This is a genomic window from Azospirillum sp. Marseille-Q6669 (assembly GCF_965111635.1).
This window is the reverse complement of record NZ_CBCOOP010000003.1, coordinates 799,432-818,134: the sequence shown is the minus strand read 5'-3', so window position 1 is coordinate 818,134 and position 18,703 is coordinate 799,432. Positions and strand designations below refer to the sequence as shown.

Genomic DNA, 18,703 nt, shown 5'->3' with positions numbered 1-18,703 from the left:
CGAGGGGCGGCAGTCCGACTCCCTCGCAGCCATGTCAGGAAAATGTGACGGCCACAAGGCGCATGCAAGAAAGTGGTGACCCGGCAGCGCGTATGCCCGCCCGCCCCCACCCGCATGGCTGTGACCGGATGGCGGCGCCCAACAGTCGATGCCTCAGCTCTTCTGCGCCCCGGTCAGCCATTTGAAATAGGCGTCGATGGTGCGGACCATGCCGCGGCCCAGCTTCTCGCGGTGGGCCGACTTGCTCAGCAGGCTGACGTCCTGCGGGCTCGACAGATAGCCCATCTCGACCAACGCGGACGGCATGTCCGGCGCGGTCAGCACGGCGAAGCCGGCCTGACGGTGCGGCTTGTTGGGGATCAGCTTGACCTCGCGGCCGAGATGCTCCAGCGCCATGTTGGCGAACCGCTTGGAGTGGTTCATCGTGTCGCGCTGGGCGAGGTCGATCAGGATCGAGGCCACCAGATCGTTCTCGGAGGACAGGTCCATGCCAGCCAGCGCGTCGGCCCGGTTCTCCTTGGCGGCCAGCATCTCCGCCTCGCGGTCGGAGGCCCGGTCGGACAGGGTGTAGATGGACAGGCCGCGCATGTTGGCGGAGCCGATGCTGTCGGCGTGCAGCGACAGGAACAGGTCGGCGTTGGCCTCCCGCGCGATGGCGACGCGGTCGCGCAAGCGGATGAACACGTCCTTGTCGCGGGTCAGCCGCACCCGGTAGCGGCCCGAACCTTCCAACTGGCGCTTCAGCTCCCGCGCCATCGCCAGCGTGATGTCCTTCTCATAGACCCCGCCGACGCCGACCGCACCGGGATCGACGCCGCCATGGCCGGGATCGACCACGACCATCGGCTTTTCGGGGACCGGCGCCGCCCGCGGCGGGACCGGCGGCGGCAGGGCCGCGGCGACCGGCACGATGGGGTCCTTGCGCGCCGGCGGGCGGACCGCGTCGCGGCTCACCGACGCCGTGGCCGTGGTGGCTGCGACCGGGGCGGAGGCGGCGAACTGCGCCGGGGTGGTGCGGGCGATGTCGAGGACGAAGCGCGGCTTGAAGCCGTCGCGCGGCGGGATGAGGTAGGACTCGACCACCCGCGCCGGGCCATCGGTTTCCACCACGAGGCGGGAAGCGCCGCCGTCGCGCCCTTCAAAGCGGTAGCGGGCGACCACCCCCTTTCCCGCCATCACCGTGTTGCCGCCCGGCCAGCTCACGTCCGGCAAATCGACCACGACGCGGTAGGGGGAGCCGTGCACCGACACGGTGAAGGGAACCGAGTCGGTGAGTTCCAGAACCAGCCGCGTCTTGTCGGGATGCAGACCGAGACGCGCGTTCAGGACGGCCACCCGCTCCTGGAGCGGCGGCGGAAAGGGCAGGGCCGCGGTGGTCTGGGCCTGCGCCGGGGCGCACGGCGGCGCGACCGCCCCCAGAAGGGCGCCCAGCACAGCGACAATCGCGAGCAATCGGGGCATCCGTTCCACCAGAAACCGCAAACCGGCAAAGCCAGCGGTCAGCTATAGCGCAGCGAAATCAAGGCGCTCAACGGTGGCGTCCGGAGGCGTGGCGGAATTGTCGGCGAGGGTGCCGTTCGTGCAACAGTGCCCTGCTATGCCCTCATCCCGGTGGAATGCAGCCGAACCGGATGCGGCGGACCGCAACTTTCGCCGAATTCCACGTTGTGCATGGTTTCGTGCTTGTCTATGGTAGCTCTGCGACATACCGCGACCCACCAGCCCACTCTTCCGAGAGGTTTCTCTCCGGGGTGACTGTGGGCGTCGCCCGCGGACCCCCACGGCCGAAATTTACATCATCGGGCGCGGTCCGGGGCGTGACGCTTCTGGGTTGCCGGTGGATTGGGACGAAACCTCGAAGCTGGTGCCGGCCGCAAGGCCGTAACCCGGAGGCCGAAGCCCGACCCGTCCTGGCTGCTTCGTCAGCGCCGTTCGACGGGTTAGGGGCCGGTTCCGCAGGCTTCGCTCACAACGATGACGCGCCCCGGCGGCTTGACCGTCGCGCGGGCGGCCTGGGGCGTCATGGGGATCTTGTATGGCCAAGCGCATGCTGGTGGACGCCACGCACCCGGAGGAAACCCGGGTTGCCGTGGTCAATGGGAACAGACTCGAAGATCTCGACTTCGAAATCGCCACCCGGAAGCAACTCAAGGGCAACATCTACCTTGCCAAGGTGACCCGGGTCGAGCCGTCGCTCCAGGCGGCCTTCGTGGAATATGGCGGGAACCGGCACGGCTTCCTGGCCTTCTCGGAAATCCATCCCGACTATTACCGCATCCCGATCGCCGACCGTGAGGCCCTGCTGGCCGAAGAGCGCCGGCTGGAGGAGCAGGCCGAGGCCCGCGCCGAGGCCGCCGCCGACGGCGCCGTGATGGCCGAGCCGATCCGTCCGGAGCAGGTGGAGGAGGAAGTCTCCCCGATGCCGGGCTCCTACGCGGAGGCCGAGGGCGACGGTTTCGAGGGCGACGTCCCGGCCTTCGCCACGGATGGCGGCTCGGATGAGGCCGCTGAGTCGGATGAGGCTCCGGAAGGCGCCGCTCCGGCCGAAAGCCCGGACGTCATCGGCGGGGACGAGGTCGAGGAGGCCCACCGCCGCCGCGCCCGCCCGCTGCGCAGCTACAAGATCCAGGAAGTCATCAAGCGCCGGCAGGTCATGCTGGTCCAGGTGACCAAGGAGGAGCGCGGCAACAAGGGCGCGGCGCTGACCACCTACTTGTCGCTGCCGGGCCGCTACTGCGTGCTGATGCCCAACACGGGCCGCGGCGGCGGGATTTCCCGCAAGATCACCAACCCCGCCGACCGCAAGCGCCTGAAGGAGATCCTGTCCGATCTCGACATTCCGGAAGGCATGGCGGTCATCCTGCGCACCGCGGGGCTGGAGCGCTCCAAGCAGGAAATCAAGCGCGACCTTGAATACTTGCTGCGCCTGTGGGACGACATCCGCGTCCAGACGCTGAAGTCCTCCGCGCCCTGCCTCATCTATGAGGAGGCGAACCTCATCAAGCGCTCGATCCGCGATCTCTACACCGACGATATCGACGAGATCTGGGTGGAGGGCAGCGCCGGCTTCAACACCGCGCGCGACTTCATGCGCATGATGATGCCGAGCCACACCAAGCGCGTCATGCAGTACCAGGACGACACGATCCCGCTGTTCCACCGCTATCAGGTTGAAACGCAGATCGACGCGATCCACAGCCCGGTCGTGCAGCTCCGCTCCGGCGGCTACATCGTCATCAACCCGACCGAGGCGCTGGTTTCCATCGACGTCAACTCGGGCAAGTCGACGCGCGAGCGCAACATCGAGGAAACGGCCTACAAGACCAACCTCGAAGCCGCCGACGAGGTGGCGCGCCAGCTCCGCCTGCGCGACCTCGCGGGCCTCATCGTGATCGATTTCATCGACATGGAGGAGCCCCGCAACAACGCCGCGGTGGAGCGCCGCCTGAAAGAGGCGATGAAGAACGACCGGGCGCGCATCCAGCTCGGCCGCATCTCCGCCTTCGGCCTGCTGGAGCTGTCGCGCCAGCGTCTGCGCCCGTCGCTGCTGGAAACCAACTTCGAGCGCTGCCCGCACTGCTCCGGCACCGGCGTCATCCGCTCGGTGGAGTCCGCCTCGCTGCACGTGCTGCGCGCCATCGAGGAGGAGGGCATCCGCAAGCGGTCGTCGGAGATCACCGTCTTCGTGCCGACCCGCATCGCGCTCTACATCCTCAACCAGAAGCGCGGCGAGCTGACCAAGATCGAGGACCGCTACCGGTTCCGCGTCATGGTCCAGGCCGACGACACGCTGATCGCGCCGGACCTGCGGCTTGAGCGCGTGAAGGCCCGCACGCCGGAGGACGACGTGCCGCTGGTCAGCGCCGAGCGCGTGCTGGCCGAGACCGACCGCATCCTGGCCGCCGAGGCCGAGGAGGCCGAGGAAGAGGCGCCCGTCGTCGAGGCCGCCGAGGTCGCCGGGGCCGAGGTCATCGAACGCGCCGACGCCGTCGGGGAGAGCGAGGGCGACCGCCGCCGCCGCCGCCGCCGCCGCCGTGGCCGCGGGCGTGACCGCGAGGATGGCCGCGCGCCGTTCGGCGAGTCCGCCGAAGCGTCCGACGAGGCGACCGAGGGCGACGAGGTCGAAGCGGAGACCGCCGACGCCGACGAGACGGCGGTCGACGAGGAAGCGATCGAGCGCGCCCAGATCGAGGCTCCGGAGTTCGTCATCAACGATGTCGATGTCGGCCCTGCCCACATCGAGGACGACGAGGACGAGGAGGCCGAACTGGCCACGTCCGACGCGGACGACGGCGCCGACGCGTTTGAGCCGAACGGCGATGGCGAGAGCAATGGAGAGCGCAAAAAGCGCCGCCGCGGCAAGCGCGGTGGTCGCCGGCGGTCCCGCCAGCGCGAGGGCCTGGAGGCCGGCGAGGGCATGCCTTCCGACGGCACCGAGGGCGAGGCGGACGCCGAGTCCTTCCCGACCGCCGTCGAGGCTGGCCGCGCCGTCAACCCGCCGGAACTGCCGGCCGACATGGAGCCGGTCGAGTTCGACTGGGTCCTGACCAGCGCGGTGGCCGCCGAGGCTGCTCCGGAAACTGCGGCGGACACCGCCGCGGAGGGTCCGGCCGCCGATGAGGCCGCCCCGGTGGCCGAGGAAGCTCCGGCCCGCAAGCCGCGCCGTGGCCGCGCCAAGGCGACCGCCGCCGAGGCCGCCGAAGCGGTGACGGCGGAGCCGGAAGCGGCCCCAGCCAAGCCGAAGCGCGCCGCGAAGGGCGCCGCCAAGGGTGGCAAGGCCGCCGCGAAGGCCGCCGCTCCGGAGGAAACCGCTCCGCCGCCGGCCAAGCCGTCGCGCAGCCGCAAGGCGAAGACCGCGGCAGCCGAGGCCGCCCCTGCTCCGGCGCCGGTTGCGGCCCCGGCCGCAGAGGAGCCGAAGAAGCGTCCGGCGGCGCGCAAGCGCAAGGCCGCTGCGGACGCTCCCGCCGAGGCGGCGCCCGCTCCGGCTCCGGTTGCGGCTCCGGTCGTCGAGGAGGCGAAGAAGCGCCCGGCGCGCAAGCGCAAGACCGCGGCGGACGCTCCCGTCGAGGCGGCGCCCGCTCCGGCGGTCAGCGAGGCGCAGGCGACCCCGACCCCGGCCAATGAGCCGGCCAGCGCGAACCCCGCTCCGGAGGCCAAGCCGCGCCGGGGCTGGTGGAACCGCTAAGCGCGTTTCATCGCCGTAAAGACTGGAAAAGGCGCCTCGCGGCGCCTTTTCCTTTTCCAGAAACCGCGAAGGGTCCCGACCATGAGCAAGGCCTTCACCCGGGAGAACGACTCCGCCCCCGACGACGACGAGGCCGACGATCCCAAACCCTTGCCCAAGGGCGTGAAGAACTACATGACGCCCGAAGGCTTCCAGCGCATGCAGGAGGAGCTGCGCTCGCTGCTGCGGGTCGAACGCCCGAAGGTGGTCGAGGTGGTGTCCTGGGCGGCCGGCAACGGCGACCGCTCGGAAAACGGCGACTACATCTACGGCAAGAAGCGCCTGCGCGAGATCGACCGGCGCATCCGCTTCCTGACCAAGCGGCTGGAATCGGCGGAGGTGGTCGATCCCACGCTCCAGAAGAACCGCGACCGCGTGTTCTTCGGCGCCACCGTCACCTACGCGCGGGAGGATGGAGCAGAAAACACCATCACCATCGTCGGCGCCGACGAGGTGGACATGGACCGCGCCCGTGTGAGCTGGATATCGCCCATCGCCCGCGCCCTGCTGAGGGCGCAGGAAGGCGACGTGGTGGATCTGCGCACCCCCGCCGGGCTGGAGCAGATCGAGGTCGTCGCCATCCGCTATCCGGGCGACGATGCGTGAAGAAGGCTGGGGCTACAGAAGCCCCAGTTCCTCCAGTTCGGCGCGCAGGCTGGATGCGCCGGAAAAACGGTGCGCCGTCATGCCGAGTGCGCGGGCGGCCTCGACGTTGGCGGGGCTGTCGTCGATGAAACAGCAGTCCGCCGCCGCCAAGCCGTAGCGGTCGAGCAGGAGTTGGAAGATCGCCGGGTCCGGCTTCACCAACCTCTCGTCGCCCGACACGATGATCCCGTCGAAGACGTTCAGGAAATCGAAGCGCGTGCGGGTCAGCGCCAGCTTCTCCGACGAGAAGTTGGTGATGGAGTAAAGCGGCGTTCCGCGCTGCCTCAACTCCATCAGGATCTCCGGGGTCCCGGCCATGGGGCCGGGCACCATCTCCTCCCACCGCTCGTGATAGGCGCGGATCAACTCGCAGCAGTCGGGAAACTCGGCAGTCAGGACGGCGACCGCCTCGTCCCACGGGCGACCGCGGTCCTGCTCCAGGTTCCAGGCCGGGGTGCAGACGTTGTCGAGGAAGTCCTCCATCAGGTCCTCGTACCCGTCGAACAGTTCGCGGTAGAGATGCCGCGGGTCCCATTCGATGAGCACCTGGCCGATGTCGAAGACGACGGTGGTCGGCTTGGTCATCGTCAATTCCCGCCCCGGCCTCAACCCTTGCGGGCCGCGGCGACGAGGTCCTTCATCTGGTCCAGCTTGATGGCGCCGGGGACCAGCTCGTCGCCGATGACGAAGGCCGGGGTGCCGCGGATGCCCAGTTCCTCGGCCAGCGCCTGGTTGGCGGCGATGACCTTCAACACCTCGGGGCTGTTCATGTCCTTCTTCAGCTTGTCGGTGTCCAACCCGACCGACTTGGCCAGCCGCTGGATCACGTCGTCGTCGAGCTGGCCGCGGTGGGCCATCAGGGCGTTGTGGAATTCCAGATACTTGCCCTGGCTGCGCGACGCCAGCGCCGCCTTGGCCGCGGTCATCGAGGCCGGGCTGAGGATCGGGAACTCCTTGAAGACGAAGCGCAGCTTGCCGTCGTCCTTGATCAGGCGCTCGGTGTCGGCTTGCACGGCCTTGCAGTAACCGCACTGGTAGTCGAAGAACTCGACCACCGTCACGTCCCCCTTGGGGTTGCCGGCCACCGGATCGGCGGGGTTCTGGAACAGCGCGGCCTTGTTGTCGGCCAGCGCTGCCTTGGCCTTCTGCTCCTCGGCCATCTTCTGGCGCTTCTGGAGCGAGTCCACGGCCTCCAGGATGATCTCGGGGTTCTTCAGGATGTAGTCGCGCACGACCTCTTCGACGGCCTTGCGCTGGGCGTCGTCCATCGGGCTCTGCGCCTGGAGGGCGGGGGCCAGCAGCCCCGTCGGAAGGGCCAGCGCTGCGGCGAGCGCCAAGGCGGCGGGGCGGAAGCGGGTCATGGCGAACTCTCTCGTGTGGAGCCTGGAGGGCGCGATTCGGGGCGATACTGTGGACCGGGACGGCGGGGTCAGGCAAGACGGCTGTGCGCCGCGCGAACGGGGGAGACTCACTTGCCGCCCGCCTGCCCGCGGATGTCCTGGGCGCGCAGCCAGCCGGGGGAGCCGGCGGGCAGCAGCTTCTCCGCCCGTTCCGCCTGGAAGCGGGCCATCGGCTTGTCGCCGCGGGCGAAGGCCTCCTCCGCGGTGGCGTAGGCGACCATGCCGGCGTTGCCCTTCATGCTCCAGGCCTGGGCCATCAGCCGCCACAGGAAGGCCGACTGCGCCTGCGTCTTGGACGCCACCTGAAGGTTGCGCAACGCCTCGTCGGCCAGCCGGCTGTCGTTCTGTTCCATCAGGGAGTGGGCCAGCGAGACGCGGATGCTGCCGGCGTCCGGCTCCAGCTCGATCGCCTTGCGGTAGGGCGCGGCGGCGTCCACCGCCCGCCCGTTCTGCAGCATCAGATCGCCCTTCATCTCATAGAGGAAGGCGTTCTTCGGCTCCTGGGCGATCAGCCCGTCGACCAGCGGCAGGGCCTGCCGGACCTCGCCGCGGCGGAAATAGGCGTAGGCCCGGCCGTAGCGCGCCACGAAGGACGGGTCGTCCGCCTTGTAGCGGCGCAGCGCCCCATTGGGGTCGAGATAGGCGTAGAGCTTGGCCTGGATGCGGCGGAACTCCTCGTTCCACTGGGCAGGAACCGGCTTCCTGCCGGCGCGTGACCGCTCCACGAAGTTGCGCACCGTCTCGATGCGCTCGCGGGTCAGCGGGTGGGTGCGGCGGTAGCCGGCGTCGCGGTCCACCAGCAGCGGGTCGTCGGCGGCGCCCAGCTTCTCCAGGAAGGTGACCAGCCCCTCCGCCGAGATGCCGGACTGCTCCATGTAGGACAGGCCCGCTTGGTCGGCCGAGGATTCCTGGCTGCGCGAGAAGGACAGGAAGTTGCGCTCCGCCAGATGCTGGCCCAGCATGACGCCCGCCGCGCCGGCCCCGGCGTTGCCCGCGGCGATGCCACCGACGATGCCGATGCCCATGCCGATCAGCGAGGACAGGAAGGCGTTCTCCATCGCCTCCGACCCGCGGACCAGATGGCCGCCGGCGATGTGGCCGGTTTCGTGGGCGATCACGCCGATGAGCTGCCCAGCATCCTCCAGCCCCAGCAGCAGGCCGGTGTGCAGGAAGATGTTCTGCCCGCCGGCGACGAAGGCGTTCATGGTGTTGTCGTTGACCAGGACGATGTTCACCGCGTCCGGATCGATGCCGGCGGCCTGGAAGATTGGCCGCGCCATGTCGCGGATGATATGTTCCGTCTCGGCGTCGCTCAGGAACTGCATTTCCTGGCGCCGCTGCGCGCCCGCGGGCGGCGACCACGACAGAACCATCACGGCAACCATGGCGATGACCGAAACCAGCCTGCTGGGCTTGCGCACCGTTACTTCCTCCGCACACCGGGGCACCGGGCAGCCGGTCAAGATGCCGGTCCGGGCGCCCCATTCCACCCGCCGAATCTGGCAAGGGTTGGGCGCGATTGCCATAGCCGCATCGCTGGTCGGCGGATGCGTCAACACGAAATACCGCACCGGCGCACCGGCCCAGAGCTTCGTCGCGGCCGACGAGCCGCGCGCGGCGGAGATCGGGCGCGACATCATCGCCCAAGGCGGCAAGGCCGGCGACGCCGCCACCGCGATGGCGATGGCGATGGCCGTCACCCTGCCGTCGCGCGTCGGGATGACCGGCGGCGGCGTCTGCGTGGTGTTTGACGCCGCGAGGAAGGAAACCCGCACGCTCGACTTCCTGCCCCGTCCCACCGGTGTCGGTGGCGCCGCCCTGCCCGGCTTCCTGCGCGGCGTCTACGCGCTCCAGGCCTCCACCGGGGCGATGCGCTGGGAGCAGGCGGTGGTCCCGGCCGAGCAGCTCGCCCGCTCCACCCCGGTCAGCCGGGCGCTGGCGCGCGACCTCGCCGACTCCGCCACCCGCCTGTCCGCCGACCCGGAGGCCCGCCGCGTCTTCCTGCCGGCCGGTGCGCCGCTGGCCGAAGGCGCGCCGCTGAGCCAGCCGGAACTGGCCGCCAGCCTGTCGCAGGTGCGCCGCAGCGGCATCGCTGCGATGTATGGTGGGCCGCTGGGTGGTGCCGTGGCGCAGGCCGCCGCCATCGACCCCACCACCGTCCGCGGTTTCCAGCCGCGCTGGACCGGCACCGCGGCGATCCCTCTGGGCATCGTCTCGATGCATTTCGCCCAGCTTCCCGAGACCAACAACGGCGCCGCCCTGACCGCCGCCTGGAACGCCGCTGCCGACCTGCCGCCCGATCAGCGTGCCGCCCGCGTGGCCCAGACGCTGGGCGCCACCGGCAACGGCGCCTCCGCGCCCGGCGCCGGCCTCGTCGTGATCGACCATGAGGAGAACGGGGTCGCCTGCTCCTTCACCATGGGGGCGCCCTTCGGTAGCGGCCGCATGGTGCCGGGCACCGGCCTGCTGGCCGCCCGCGGGGTGGATGGCGCCGGTTTCGGGGCACCCGCCCTGCTGACCAACGCCATCGTCGGTCGCACCCAGTTCGCCGGGGCGGCCAGCGCCGCCGGCAACGACGGCCCCGCCGCCGCTCCCGCCGCCCTGCTGACCGCCGCCCTGCCCGCCGCGCTGGACAAGGAGCCGGGCGCCGCCATCCGGGTCAGCCGCGCCGCGTCCGGGCCGGGCCGGGCCACCTTCGTCACCTGCCAGACCTCGATGGAGAGCGGCTGGAAGGAATGCCAGGTCGCCGCCGACCCGCGCGCCCACGCCCTGGGCATACTGGTCGAAACCGAGCGTTGATGTTCAGAAGTCTGGAATCATGAGCAAAGCACCCAAAGTCTCCAAACGGGGCGCCATCCCGCCCTTCTTCGTCATGGAAGTGATGCGCGCCGCCGCCGAGCGCGAAGCCGCCGGCCTGGAGGTCCTGCACATGGAGGTTGGGCAGCCCTCGACCGGCGCGCCGAAGGGCGTGCTGGAGGCCGCCCACCGCATGCTCGACGCCGACGTGCTGGGCTACACCGGGGCGCTGGGCATCCCGGCGCTGCGGGCGGCCATCGCCGGCTGGTACCGCGACCGTTACGGGATCGACGTGCCGGAGCGGCGCGTGGTGGTCACCACCGGCTCGTCCGGGGCCTTCCAGCTCGGTTTCCTGGCGGCCTTCGATCCGGGTGACCGGGTGGCCATGGCCTCGCCCAGCTACCCGGCCTACCGCCACACGCTGACCGCCATCGGGGTCGAGCCGGTGGAGCTGCCGACCGGTCCGGAGCACCGCTTCCAGCCGACCATCGACCTGCTGGAGCGGCTCGATCCGCCCATCCAGGGCCTGATCGTCGCCAGCCCGGCCAACCCGACCGGCACGATGCTGAGCCGGGAGGAGCTGACCGCGCTCGCGAACTGGTGCGACGCCAAGGGCGTGCGCCTCGTCTCCGACGAGATCTACCACGGCCTGACCTATGGACCGGAGGCCGTGACCGCCGCCGAGGTCAGCGAAAGCGCGCTGGTGGTGAACAGCTTCTCCAAATACTTCTCGATGACCGGCTGGCGGCTTGGCTGGATGATCGTTCCGGACGACCTGATCCGCTCGGTCGAATGCCTCGCCCAGAACCTGTTCATCTCCGCCCCCAGCCTGTCGCAGGCCGCCGCGGTCGCCGCCTTCGCCTGCACCGAGGAACTGGACGGCCACGTCGCCCGCTACGCCCGCAACCGCGAGCTTCTGCTGAGGGAACTGCCGAAGGCCGGCTTCGACAAGCTGGCTCCGGCGGACGGCGCCTTCTACATCTACGCCGACGTGACGGAGATGACCGACGACAGCGAGGCCTTCTGCAAGCGCATCCTGGCGGAGACGGGCATCGCCTGCACCCCCGGCGTCGACTTCGACCCGGCCCGCGGCCTCCGCTTCGTGCGCTTCAGCTTCGCCGGCTCGGAGGAAACCATCGCCGAGGCGGCCCGGCGGCTGATCGCCTGGAAAAAGTAAATCGGCCTTTCAATAGAAAAAGCCCTCTTCCGGGATGCCGGAAGAGGGCTTTTTCTTTAGGGTCTCAGTACGCGTATTCCTTGAACACCGGGTCCACGCTGCCACCCCAGGGGCCGTTGAACCTCGCCAGAAGCTCGTCGGCCGGGGTCTGGCCGGATTCGGCGATGTCGAGCAGCGTGTTCAGGAAATGCGCCTCGTCGTCGCCCCAGTTGTCGTTGCGGGCGCGGCGGGCCAGACCGCCGCGGGCGATCTCCAGAACCTCAAGCGCGACCTCCCGCACCGTGCGGCCGCGGAAGGGGGTGCGAAGGGCGTGGCGCGGCACCTCGGCGCGCAGATGGGCGCGCTCCTCCGTCGTCCAGCCCTTCACGAGGTCCCAGGCGGCGTCGAGCGCCTGAGTGTCGTAGAGAAGCCCGACCCACAGGGCCGGCAGGGCGCACAGGCGGCGCCACGGGCCGCCGTCGGCGCCGCGCATCTCCAGATACTTCTTCAGACGCACCTCGGGGAAGGAGGTGGTCATGTGGTCGGCCCAGTCTGTGATCAGCGGGACCTCGCCCGGCAACGCCGGCAGGCGGCCCTGCATGAAGTCGCGGAAGGACTGGCCGGAGGCGTCGATGTACGCGCCGTCGCGGTAGACGAAGTACATCGGCACGTCGAGCAGGTAGTCCACGTACCGCTCGAACCCGAAGCCGTCCTCGAACACGAAGGGCAGGTCGCCGGTGCGGTCAGGGTCGGTGTCGGTCCAGATGTGGCTGCGGAAGCTCTGGAAGCCGTTCGGCTTGCCCTCGGTGAAGGGCGAGTTGGCGAACAGCGCCGTGGCGATGGGCTGAAGCGCCAGGCTGACCCGGAACTTCTTCACCATGTCGGCTTCCGACGCGAAATCCAGGTTCACCTGCACGGTGCAGGTGCGCATCATCATGTCCAGGCCGAGATTGCCGCGCTTGGGCATGTAATCGCCCATGATCTTGTAGCGGCCCTTGGGCATCCAGGGGATCTCGTCGCGACGCCACTTCGGCTGGAAGCCGAGGCCCATCATGGCGATGCCCAGTTCGCCCCCGATCTCCTTCACCTGATCGAGGTGGCGGTGCACCTCGGCGCAGGTCTGGTGCAGGGTCTCCAGCGGGGCGCCGGACAGTTCCACCTGCCCGCCCGGCTCCAGCGTGATGTTCGCCATGCCCTGGGTCAGGGCGATCAGGTTGCCCTTTTCCTCCACCGGGTCCCAGCCGAAGCGCTGCAGGCGGGTCAGCAGTTCACCGATCCCGTCCGGCCCCTCGTAGGGCAGCGGCCGATGGTCGGAGACGCGGTAGGCGAATTTCTCGTGTTCGGTCCCGATGCGCCACTGGTCCGCCGGTTTGTTGCCGGATTCCAGATAGGCCGCCAGTTGGCGGCGGTCGGTGATCGGTTCACCACGCGTCTGCGGAGGTGCGGACATGGAAGCTCCCGCTTTCAAAAAGTCTGAATTGGCCAACGAGTCAAACGGCCCGCCTCGGAACAGCGGCGCGTCGAGCGGCCCTTACTCCCCGACGGTGGGGTCGGCCGGCGCGCGGAAGGGCGGTCGGGTGTCGCCCCCGTCCGCCGTCCAGTCCCCCGCAAGGGCCTGCCAGCAGGCGAGCGCCGCGACCACCGCCGTGTCGGCCCGGAGAATGCGGGGCCCCAGGCCGACGGGAACAACAAAGGGGAGTTTGCAAATTTCGTCAAGTTCGGACTGCGCAAAGCCGCCCTCCGGCCCGATCAGGAAGGCGGCGGGGCCGCGCGGACGGCCGCGGACGGCCTCCGCGATGGGGCGTACGTTCCCGGCTTCGGCGCACAGGTACAGCGTACGTTCGGCCGGCCAGCCGGCCAGCGCCTTGTCCAGCGGCAGCGGGTCGGCCATCTCCGGCACGGTCAGCCGCTCCGACTGCTCGGCGGCCTCGATGGCGTTGGCGCGCAGCCGGTCGGTGTTGACGCGGTTGGGGTCGGTGCGGCGGGTGAAGACCGGCCAGAGCCGCGACACGCCCAGCTCGCTGGCCTTCTCCGCGACGAAATCAATGCGCCCGCGCTTGATCGGGGCGAACAGCAGCCAGAGGTCGGGCCCGGCCGCCTGAGGACGCCGCTGCACCGTCACGGTGAGCGAGCACCAGCCCTTGCCGAAGCCGTCGATGGCGGCCAGCCATTCGCCGTCCTGCCCGTTGAAGACGGCCACGACATCGCCCTTGTCGAGCCGCAGGACATGGCGCAGGAAATGCGCCCGCTCGTGGTCGAGCCCCACCGCCTGCCCCTCGCCGAGGGGGCTGTCCACATAGAGGCGGGTCTTCGGTTGGTCTGACATGGCGCAAAGGTCTCCGGTGTGCGGCGCCGACTATAGCGATAACGCTCCGGGGCGGAAACGGCCCAGCCTTGCGGGGACCCACCCCCGCCGCTACCTTGCCCCCGGCTTCTTCCACTTCTCTTCCCGAGTCCGCCATGACCAGCCCTGCCTCCCCCGCTCCCGGCGCATTCACCGACATCCGGCGCGGCGATTGGATCGACCGCTTCGCCCCGGCGGCGGTCCGTCCCTATCTGCGGCTGGCCCGGCTGGACCGGCCCATCGGCACGTGGCTGCTGCTGTTTCCCGGCTGGTGGAGCATCGCGCTGGCCGGGTCGGGGCCGCTGCCCGACCTCTGGCTGATGGGCCTGTTCGCGGTCGGCGCGGTGGTGATGCGCGGGGCCGGCTGCACGGTCAACGACATCCTCGACCGCGACTTCGACGCCATGGTGGAGCGCACGCGGACCCGCCCTATTCCCTCCGGGCAGGTGTCGGTGAAACAGGCGCTGGCCTTCCTCGCCGTCCAGCTCCTGATCGGGCTGGCGGTGCTGGTGCAGTTCAACCCGCTGACCATCGGGCTGGGAGTGCTGTCGCTGGTCCTGGTCTTCACCTACCCGCTGATGAAGCGCATCACTTGGTGGCCGCAGGCCTTCCTGGGGCTGACCTTCAACTGGGGCGCCCTGATGGGCTGGACTGCGGTGCGAGGCGAGTTCGAGTGGCCGGCGCTGGCGCTGTACGCCGCGGGGATCGTCTGGACGCTGGGCTACGACACCATCTACGCCCACCAGGACAAGGAGGACGACGCACGAATCGGCGTGAAGTCCACCGCCCTGCGGCTGGGCGACCAGAGCAAGATCTGGATCTACGGCTTCTACACGCTGACTTTCGTGGGGATCGGCATCGCCGGGCGTCTGGCCGGGCTGGGCGGGCTGTTCCTGCCGCTGCTCTCGCTGGCCGCGCTGCAGCTGTCCTGGCAGGTGGCGACCTGGAACCCCGACGATCAGACGGATTGCCTGAAGAAGTTCAAGTCGAACCGCTGGTTCGGCTGGCTGGTGCTGGCGGCCTTCCTGGCCGGAAAGATCTAGGCGGCCGGGGACTTGGAGGGAGCTTAGCGCGTCAGCTCGGCGACGGTGCTGTCGGCGGAGCCCGGCTTGCGCGGCGGCAGGACCGCACGGACGCCCTCGGTAGAGGCCACCATCTCGACACTCTTCCGGGAAGCCGGCAGGGTCGGCTTGCGGGCCGGCAGCACGGCAGCGGTCTGGAGCGGCGGAACCGTCTTCGCGGCGGCGCCCTTGCCGGAGAGGGTGAGGGACGCGGTCAACACCTGCGGCTTGCGGCCCGGAACGGCAACGGCCTGCCCCTTCAGCGAGGCCTCCATCAGGCGCGGCCCGGCGGCGGGCTTGGGCGTGGCGCGGCCCTGCGGAGCCACGGCGAAGGTGCTGCCGATGCCGGCACCCCGGGCGTCGGCCTGACGGATCTCCGCCTCCTCGCCCTCCGGCAGGATGAAGCCATAGGTGGTGTAGACGCGCAGGCCGAGCTGGTCCGACGGCTCGTGCCAGACGCGGACGGCGGACCAATCGTTGCGCGGCGACACGTCGACCACACGCATGTTGCGGCGCAGACCGCGGCCGTCGAGCCAGGAGTGATCGACCTCGATGGTGCGGCGGTCGACAATGTGGCTGACCAGGGAAACGTGGCCGCGGCCCAGCCGCTGCGACCGCTTGAAGACGAGGACGGAGCCTAGGGTCGGACGCTGGTCGCGCTCATATTGTTGATTGGCGGCGGTGTTCCACCACGTCCAGGCGTCGCCCCGGATGTCGAAATCCGATATGGAGCGCACCGTGCGGACGCAATCCCCGTCCTGGGCCTGGGCTTTGGATATGACAAACGGGCTGAGAGCGATGAACGCCGCGAACGATGCGCAGAGTGCAATCCCTTTCGACCGCATATCAACCCCATGACCTTTGTTTTTCTCCTTTCGAACGGGTAACACGGGACAGCAGGTGTGTCTACTCCGTTTGAATTATGTAACCAAAACCGGTTGTGGATAGATCATCCACGCCCGCGCAGCCCCAGCCGGGAGTCCAGTTATGAACAACTTTTCTCAAATCGACTTCATCCGTTCCAACACGGTCGTAACACGGACTCCTTTGCTGCCCGAGATCGCGCTGCATCTGGCGACGGAAATCACACCGCTGTGGGAAGCTACCGAGGATTCTTTGAAAGAGTCCAATGTACCGCCGCCCTATTGGGCCTTTGCTTGGCCGGGGGGTCAGGCGGTGGCGCGGCTCGTGCTCGACCGGCCGGAGCTGGTGGCGGGCAAGTCGGTGCTGGATTTCGCCGCCGGCACCGGGCTGGTCGGCATCGCCGCGATGATGGCCGGGGCGGCGCGCGTGCAGTCCTGCGACATCGACCGCTTCGCCCTGGCCGCCATCGCCCTGAACGCCGAGTCCAACGGAGTCGATGTGAAGGCGGTCAGCGCCGATCTGGTGGACCGCCCCCTGCCCGGCATCGACGTCGTTCTGGCGGGCGACGTCTGCTACGAGAAGCCGATGGCCGACCGGGTGACCGCTTGGCTGCGCGGAATCGCCGCAACCGGCACGCTGGTCCTGCTGGGCGATCCGGGCCGCGCCTATGTCCCGCTCAGCGGAATCGAGCGGGTCGCGCAGTACAGCGTCCCGACCTCCCTGGAACTGGAGGACCGCGAGATGCGCGAAACGGTGATCTGGCGCCTGCTGCCGGAGGCCTGAGCATGACCACGACCGCCCCGCGCAAGGGCGCCACCCGGATGGCCGACATCCCGCCGGAGGTGCTGGCCGACCTGAACGCGGGCCGGCGCGAGACCGCCACGCTGGCCGAATCGCTCGCCATCGATTTCACCATCCTGCTCGCCGCCGCCGTTCCGGAAGCCGCGGGTGCTGTTTCCTTCGACCCGAAGGAGGGCGTGACCCGGCGCATGGCGGCGGCGGGAAGCGCGGCCGTCGAGCGCCTGGGCCTGGGTGCCGTGGAACGGCTGGCTGCCCACCCATCCGACACGGTGCGCGGCTGGGCCTGCTACGCGCTGGCGGCGGCCCACGGCCTGACTTTGGCGGAGCGGCTGGAGCGCGTTCGCCCGCTCGCCGACGACCCGCATTTCGGCGTGCGCGAATGGGCGTGGCTGGCGCTGCGCCCGCACATCGCCGCCGCCATCGACGAGGCGCTGGCTCTCCTCACGCCGTGGACCGCCGAGCCGTCGGAGCGGCTGCGCCGCTTCGCCAGCGAGGCCACCCGGCCCCGCGGCGTCTGGTGCGGCCACATCGGCGCGCTGAAGACCGACCCGGCGCGCGGCCTGCCGGTCCTCGACCCGCTGCGGGCGGACGGCGCGCGTTACGTCCAGGACTCGGTCGCCAACTGGCTGAACGACGCGGCGAAGAGCCAGCCCGGCTGGGTACAGTCCCTCTGCGCCCGCTGGGAGACGGACAGTCCCGCCCCGGACGCCACCCGCCGCATCGTCCGCCGCGCCCTGCGCAGCGTGAAGGAACCCGCGTGAGGCGGCACCTCATCACCCCTTGACGCGGCGCTCTCCAGGCCGATGCTAAGCGCCCCTACCCCTTGATCCGCCCCCATCGCATCCGAACGGACCCTCGACCATGCCCTACACCTCGTTGCGCGACTTCATCGACCGGCTGGAGAAGGCCGGGCGGCTGGTGGTGGTCCGGGAGCCGGTGTCCACGGCGCTGGAGATGACCGAGATCCAAACCCGCCTGCTCGCCGAAGGCGGCCCGGCGGTGCTGTTCGAGAACGTCATCAAGGCCGACGGCACCCGCTCGGAGATGCCGGTGCTGGTCAACCTGTTCGGCACGGTGGAGCGCGTCGCCTGGGGCATGGACCGTGAGCCGCATGAGTTGCGCGGCGTCGGCGAGACGCTGGCCTTCCTGAAGCAGCCGGAGCCGCCGGGCGGCTTCCGCGAGGCGATGGAGCTGATCCCGCTCGCCAAGACCGTGCTGTCGATGAAGCCGAAGACCGTCGGCTCCGCCCCCTGCCAGGAGGTGGTGCTGACCGGCGACCAGATCGACCTCGGCCGCCTGCCGGTGCAGAGCTGCTGGCCGGGCGAGCCGGCGCCGCTGATCACTTGGCCGCTGGTCGTCACCAAGGGGCCAACGGCCAAGCGCGAGGACGACTTCAACCTCGGCATCTACCGGATGCAGGTGCTGGGGAAGAACAAGACGATCATGCGCTGGCTGAAGCACCGCGGCGGCGCGCAGCACCATCACCGCTGGGCCGCCCACCAGAACAAATTGGGCGGCAAGCGCGAGCCGCTGCCCTGCGCGGTGGTCCTCGGCGCCGATCCCGGCACCATCCTGGCCGCCGTCACGCCGGTGCCGGACACGCTGTCGGAATACCAGTTCGCCGGGCTGCTGCGCGGCAAGAAGGTCGAGCTGGTGGACTGCAAGACCGTGCCGCTGAAGGTGCCCGCCCAGGCCGAGATCATCCTGGAAGGCCATGTCAGCCTGGACGAATACGCCGACGAGGGGCCCTACGGCGACCACACCGGCTATTACAACTCGGTCGAGCCCTTCCCGGTCTTCACCGTCACGGCGATGACCATGCGGCGCAACCCGATCTACCTGTCCACCTTCACCGGCCGCCCACCCGACGAGCCGTCGGTGCTGGGCGAGGCGCTGAACGAGGTCTTCATCCCCCTGCTGACCCAGCAATTTCCGGAGATCGTGGATTTCTGGCTGCCGCCGGAAGGCTGCTCCTACCGGATCGCCGTGGTCAGCATGAAGAAGGCCTATCCCGGCCACGCCAAGCGGGTGATGATGGGCGTCTGGTCCTTCCTGCGCCAGTTCATGTACACGAAATGGGTGATCGTCGTGGACGACGACATCGACGCGCGGAACTGGAAGGACGTGATGTGGGCGATGAGCACCCGCATGGACCCGGCCCGCGACATCACCGTGATCGAGGGCACCCCCATCGACTATCTGGACTTCGCCAGCCCCGAGTCGGGCCTGGGCGGCAAGGTCGGGCTGGACGCCACCAACAAGTGGCCGCCGGAGACCAAGCGCGAGTGGGGCCAGAAGATCCGCATGGACCAGGGCGTGGTCGACGAGGTGTCGCGCAAATGGGCGTCCTACGGTCTTCCGGGCAGCGGGACCCCGATCTGGAAGTGAGGCGTTAAGGGACGTCCCGCCTTT

General features: G+C 69.6%; 15 protein-coding genes. 8 read left to right on the top strand and 7 right to left on the bottom strand.

Annotated features, from left to right (window positions below; genetic code table 11):
* Positions 1–153 precede the first annotated feature (153 nt).
* Entirely contained in the window at positions 154–1,461 is a 1,308-nt protein-coding gene (locus ACWPXE_RS21170; protein WP_454019350.1) for an N-acetylmuramoyl-L-alanine amidase, read from the bottom strand.
* Positions 1,462–2,035: 574 nt separating this feature from the next.
* On the opposite strand from ACWPXE_RS21170, the gene ACWPXE_RS21165 reads away from it, so the two are divergent.
* Both ACWPXE_RS21165 and greB read left to right on the top strand, forming a co-directional pair.
* Complete coding sequence (locus tag ACWPXE_RS21165) at positions 2,036–5,185, top strand: Rne/Rng family ribonuclease (protein WP_454019349.1); 3,150 nt, start codon at positions 2,036–2,038, stop codon at positions 5,183–5,185.
* 81 nt (positions 5,186–5,266) lie between these two features.
* Entirely contained in the window at positions 5,267–5,830 is a 564-nt protein-coding gene (gene greB, locus ACWPXE_RS21160) for a transcription elongation factor GreB (protein ID WP_454019348.1), read from the top strand.
* A 12-nt stretch (positions 5,831–5,842) separates the two neighbouring features.
* Here greB and ACWPXE_RS21155 read toward each other — a convergent pair whose 3' ends face one another.
* From ACWPXE_RS21155 to ACWPXE_RS21145, 3 genes are all read right to left on the bottom strand, one after another.
* Positions 5,843–6,454 carry an HAD family hydrolase gene (locus ACWPXE_RS21155; protein ID WP_454019347.1) on the bottom strand — a complete coding sequence of 204 codons (612 nt, stop codon included), beginning with the start codon at positions 6,452–6,454 and terminating at the stop codon, positions 5,843–5,845.
* Between the two features lie 20 nt (positions 6,455–6,474).
* Positions 6,475–7,230, bottom strand: a complete 756-nt coding sequence (locus ACWPXE_RS21150; RefSeq protein ID WP_237903130.1) for a DsbA family protein — start codon at positions 7,228–7,230, stop codon at positions 6,475–6,477.
* A gap of 107 nt (positions 7,231–7,337) precedes the next feature.
* Positions 7,338–8,690, bottom strand: coding sequence for a M48 family metalloprotease (locus ACWPXE_RS21145; protein WP_454019346.1), 1,353 nt, complete (start codon positions 8,688–8,690; stop codon positions 7,338–7,340).
* Between ACWPXE_RS21145 and ACWPXE_RS21140 the strand changes: the two genes are divergently transcribed.
* Both ACWPXE_RS21140 and ACWPXE_RS21135 read left to right on the top strand, forming a co-directional pair.
* Positions 8,659–10,068, top strand: coding sequence for a gamma-glutamyltransferase (locus tag ACWPXE_RS21140; protein WP_454019345.1), 1,410 nt, complete (start codon positions 8,659–8,661; stop codon positions 10,066–10,068). The two genes, ACWPXE_RS21145 and ACWPXE_RS21140, sit on opposite strands and share 32 nt — an antisense overlap.
* A gap of 19 nt (positions 10,069–10,087) precedes the next feature.
* On the top strand, positions 10,088–11,242 hold the full coding sequence (locus ACWPXE_RS21135) for a pyridoxal phosphate-dependent aminotransferase (protein ID WP_454019344.1): 1,155 nt from the start codon (positions 10,088–10,090) through the stop codon (positions 11,240–11,242).
* A 64-nt stretch (positions 11,243–11,306) separates the two neighbouring features.
* Here ACWPXE_RS21135 and ACWPXE_RS21130 read toward each other — a convergent pair whose 3' ends face one another.
* Positions 11,307–12,671: a glutamate--cysteine ligase gene (locus ACWPXE_RS21130; RefSeq protein WP_454019343.1), complete on the bottom strand. Its 1,365-nt coding sequence runs from the start codon at positions 12,669–12,671 to the stop codon at positions 11,307–11,309.
* Between the two features lie 81 nt (positions 12,672–12,752).
* Positions 12,753–13,547 (bottom strand): 16S rRNA (uracil(1498)-N(3))-methyltransferase, encoded by a 795-nt coding sequence (locus tag ACWPXE_RS21125; protein WP_454019342.1) that lies wholly within the window; start codon positions 13,545–13,547, stop codon positions 12,753–12,755.
* 134 nt (positions 13,548–13,681) lie between these two features.
* Between ACWPXE_RS21125 and ubiA the strand changes: the two genes are divergently transcribed.
* The gene (gene ubiA, locus ACWPXE_RS21120; protein WP_454019341.1) at positions 13,682–14,608 is read left to right on the top strand and encodes a 4-hydroxybenzoate octaprenyltransferase; all 927 of its coding nucleotides are present in this window, start codon (positions 13,682–13,684) and stop codon (positions 14,606–14,608) included.
* 23 nt (positions 14,609–14,631) lie between these two features.
* Here the strand turns inward: ubiA and ACWPXE_RS21115 are convergent, their stop codons facing one another.
* A complete protein-coding gene (locus ACWPXE_RS21115) occupies positions 14,632–15,363 on the bottom strand; it encodes a CHAP domain-containing protein (protein ID WP_454019340.1) in 732 nt (243 codons plus the stop codon).
* 250 nt (positions 15,364–15,613) lie between these two features.
* On the opposite strand from ACWPXE_RS21115, the gene ACWPXE_RS21110 reads away from it, so the two are divergent.
* The 3 genes from ACWPXE_RS21110 to ACWPXE_RS21100 all read left to right on the top strand — a co-directional run bounded on the left by ACWPXE_RS21110 (position 15,614) and on the right by ACWPXE_RS21100 (position 18,679).
* Positions 15,614–16,273 (top strand): class I SAM-dependent methyltransferase, encoded by a 660-nt coding sequence (locus ACWPXE_RS21110; protein ID WP_454019339.1) that lies wholly within the window; start codon positions 15,614–15,616, stop codon positions 16,271–16,273.
* 2 nt (positions 16,274–16,275) lie between these two features.
* Positions 16,276–17,052 carry a HEAT repeat domain-containing protein gene (locus ACWPXE_RS21105; protein ID WP_454019338.1) on the top strand — a complete coding sequence of 259 codons (777 nt, stop codon included), beginning with the start codon at positions 16,276–16,278 and terminating at the stop codon, positions 17,050–17,052.
* A 100-nt stretch (positions 17,053–17,152) separates the two neighbouring features.
* Positions 17,153–18,679 (top strand): UbiD family decarboxylase, encoded by a 1,527-nt coding sequence (locus ACWPXE_RS21100; RefSeq protein WP_454019337.1) that lies wholly within the window; start codon positions 17,153–17,155, stop codon positions 18,677–18,679.
* Positions 18,680–18,703 lie beyond the last annotated feature (24 nt).

Coding starts and splice junctions, on each gene's coding strand:
- ACWPXE_RS21105 (WP_454019338.1), top strand. CDS start 16,276: ATGACCACGACCGCCCCGCGCAAGGGCGCCACCCGGATGGCCGACATC.
- ACWPXE_RS21110 (WP_454019339.1), top strand. CDS start 15,614: ATGAACAACTTTTCTCAAATCGACTTCATCCGTTCCAACACGGTCGTA.
- greB (WP_454019348.1), top strand. CDS start 5,267: ATGAGCAAGGCCTTCACCCGGGAGAACGACTCCGCCCCCGACGACGAC.
- ACWPXE_RS21125 (WP_454019342.1), bottom strand. CDS start 13,547: ATGTCAGACCAACCGAAGACCCGCCTCTATGTGGACAGCCCCCTCGGC.
- ubiA (WP_454019341.1), top strand. CDS start 13,682: ATGACCAGCCCTGCCTCCCCCGCTCCCGGCGCATTCACCGACATCCGG.
- ACWPXE_RS21155 (WP_454019347.1), bottom strand. CDS start 6,454: ATGACCAAGCCGACCACCGTCGTCTTCGACATCGGCCAGGTGCTCATC.
- ACWPXE_RS21165 (WP_454019349.1), top strand. CDS start 2,036: ATGGCCAAGCGCATGCTGGTGGACGCCACGCACCCGGAGGAAACCCGG.
- ACWPXE_RS21150 (WP_237903130.1), bottom strand. CDS start 7,230: ATGACCCGCTTCCGCCCCGCCGCCTTGGCGCTCGCCGCAGCGCTGGCC.
- ACWPXE_RS21130 (WP_454019343.1), bottom strand. CDS start 12,671: ATGTCCGCACCTCCGCAGACGCGTGGTGAACCGATCACCGACCGCCGC.
- ACWPXE_RS21100 (WP_454019337.1), top strand. CDS start 17,153: ATGCCCTACACCTCGTTGCGCGACTTCATCGACCGGCTGGAGAAGGCC.
- ACWPXE_RS21135 (WP_454019344.1), top strand. CDS start 10,088: ATGAGCAAAGCACCCAAAGTCTCCAAACGGGGCGCCATCCCGCCCTTC.
- ACWPXE_RS21170 (WP_454019350.1), bottom strand. CDS start 1,461: ATGCCCCGATTGCTCGCGATTGTCGCTGTGCTGGGCGCCCTTCTGGGG.
- ACWPXE_RS21140 (WP_454019345.1), top strand. CDS start 8,659: ATGACCGAAACCAGCCTGCTGGGCTTGCGCACCGTTACTTCCTCCGCA.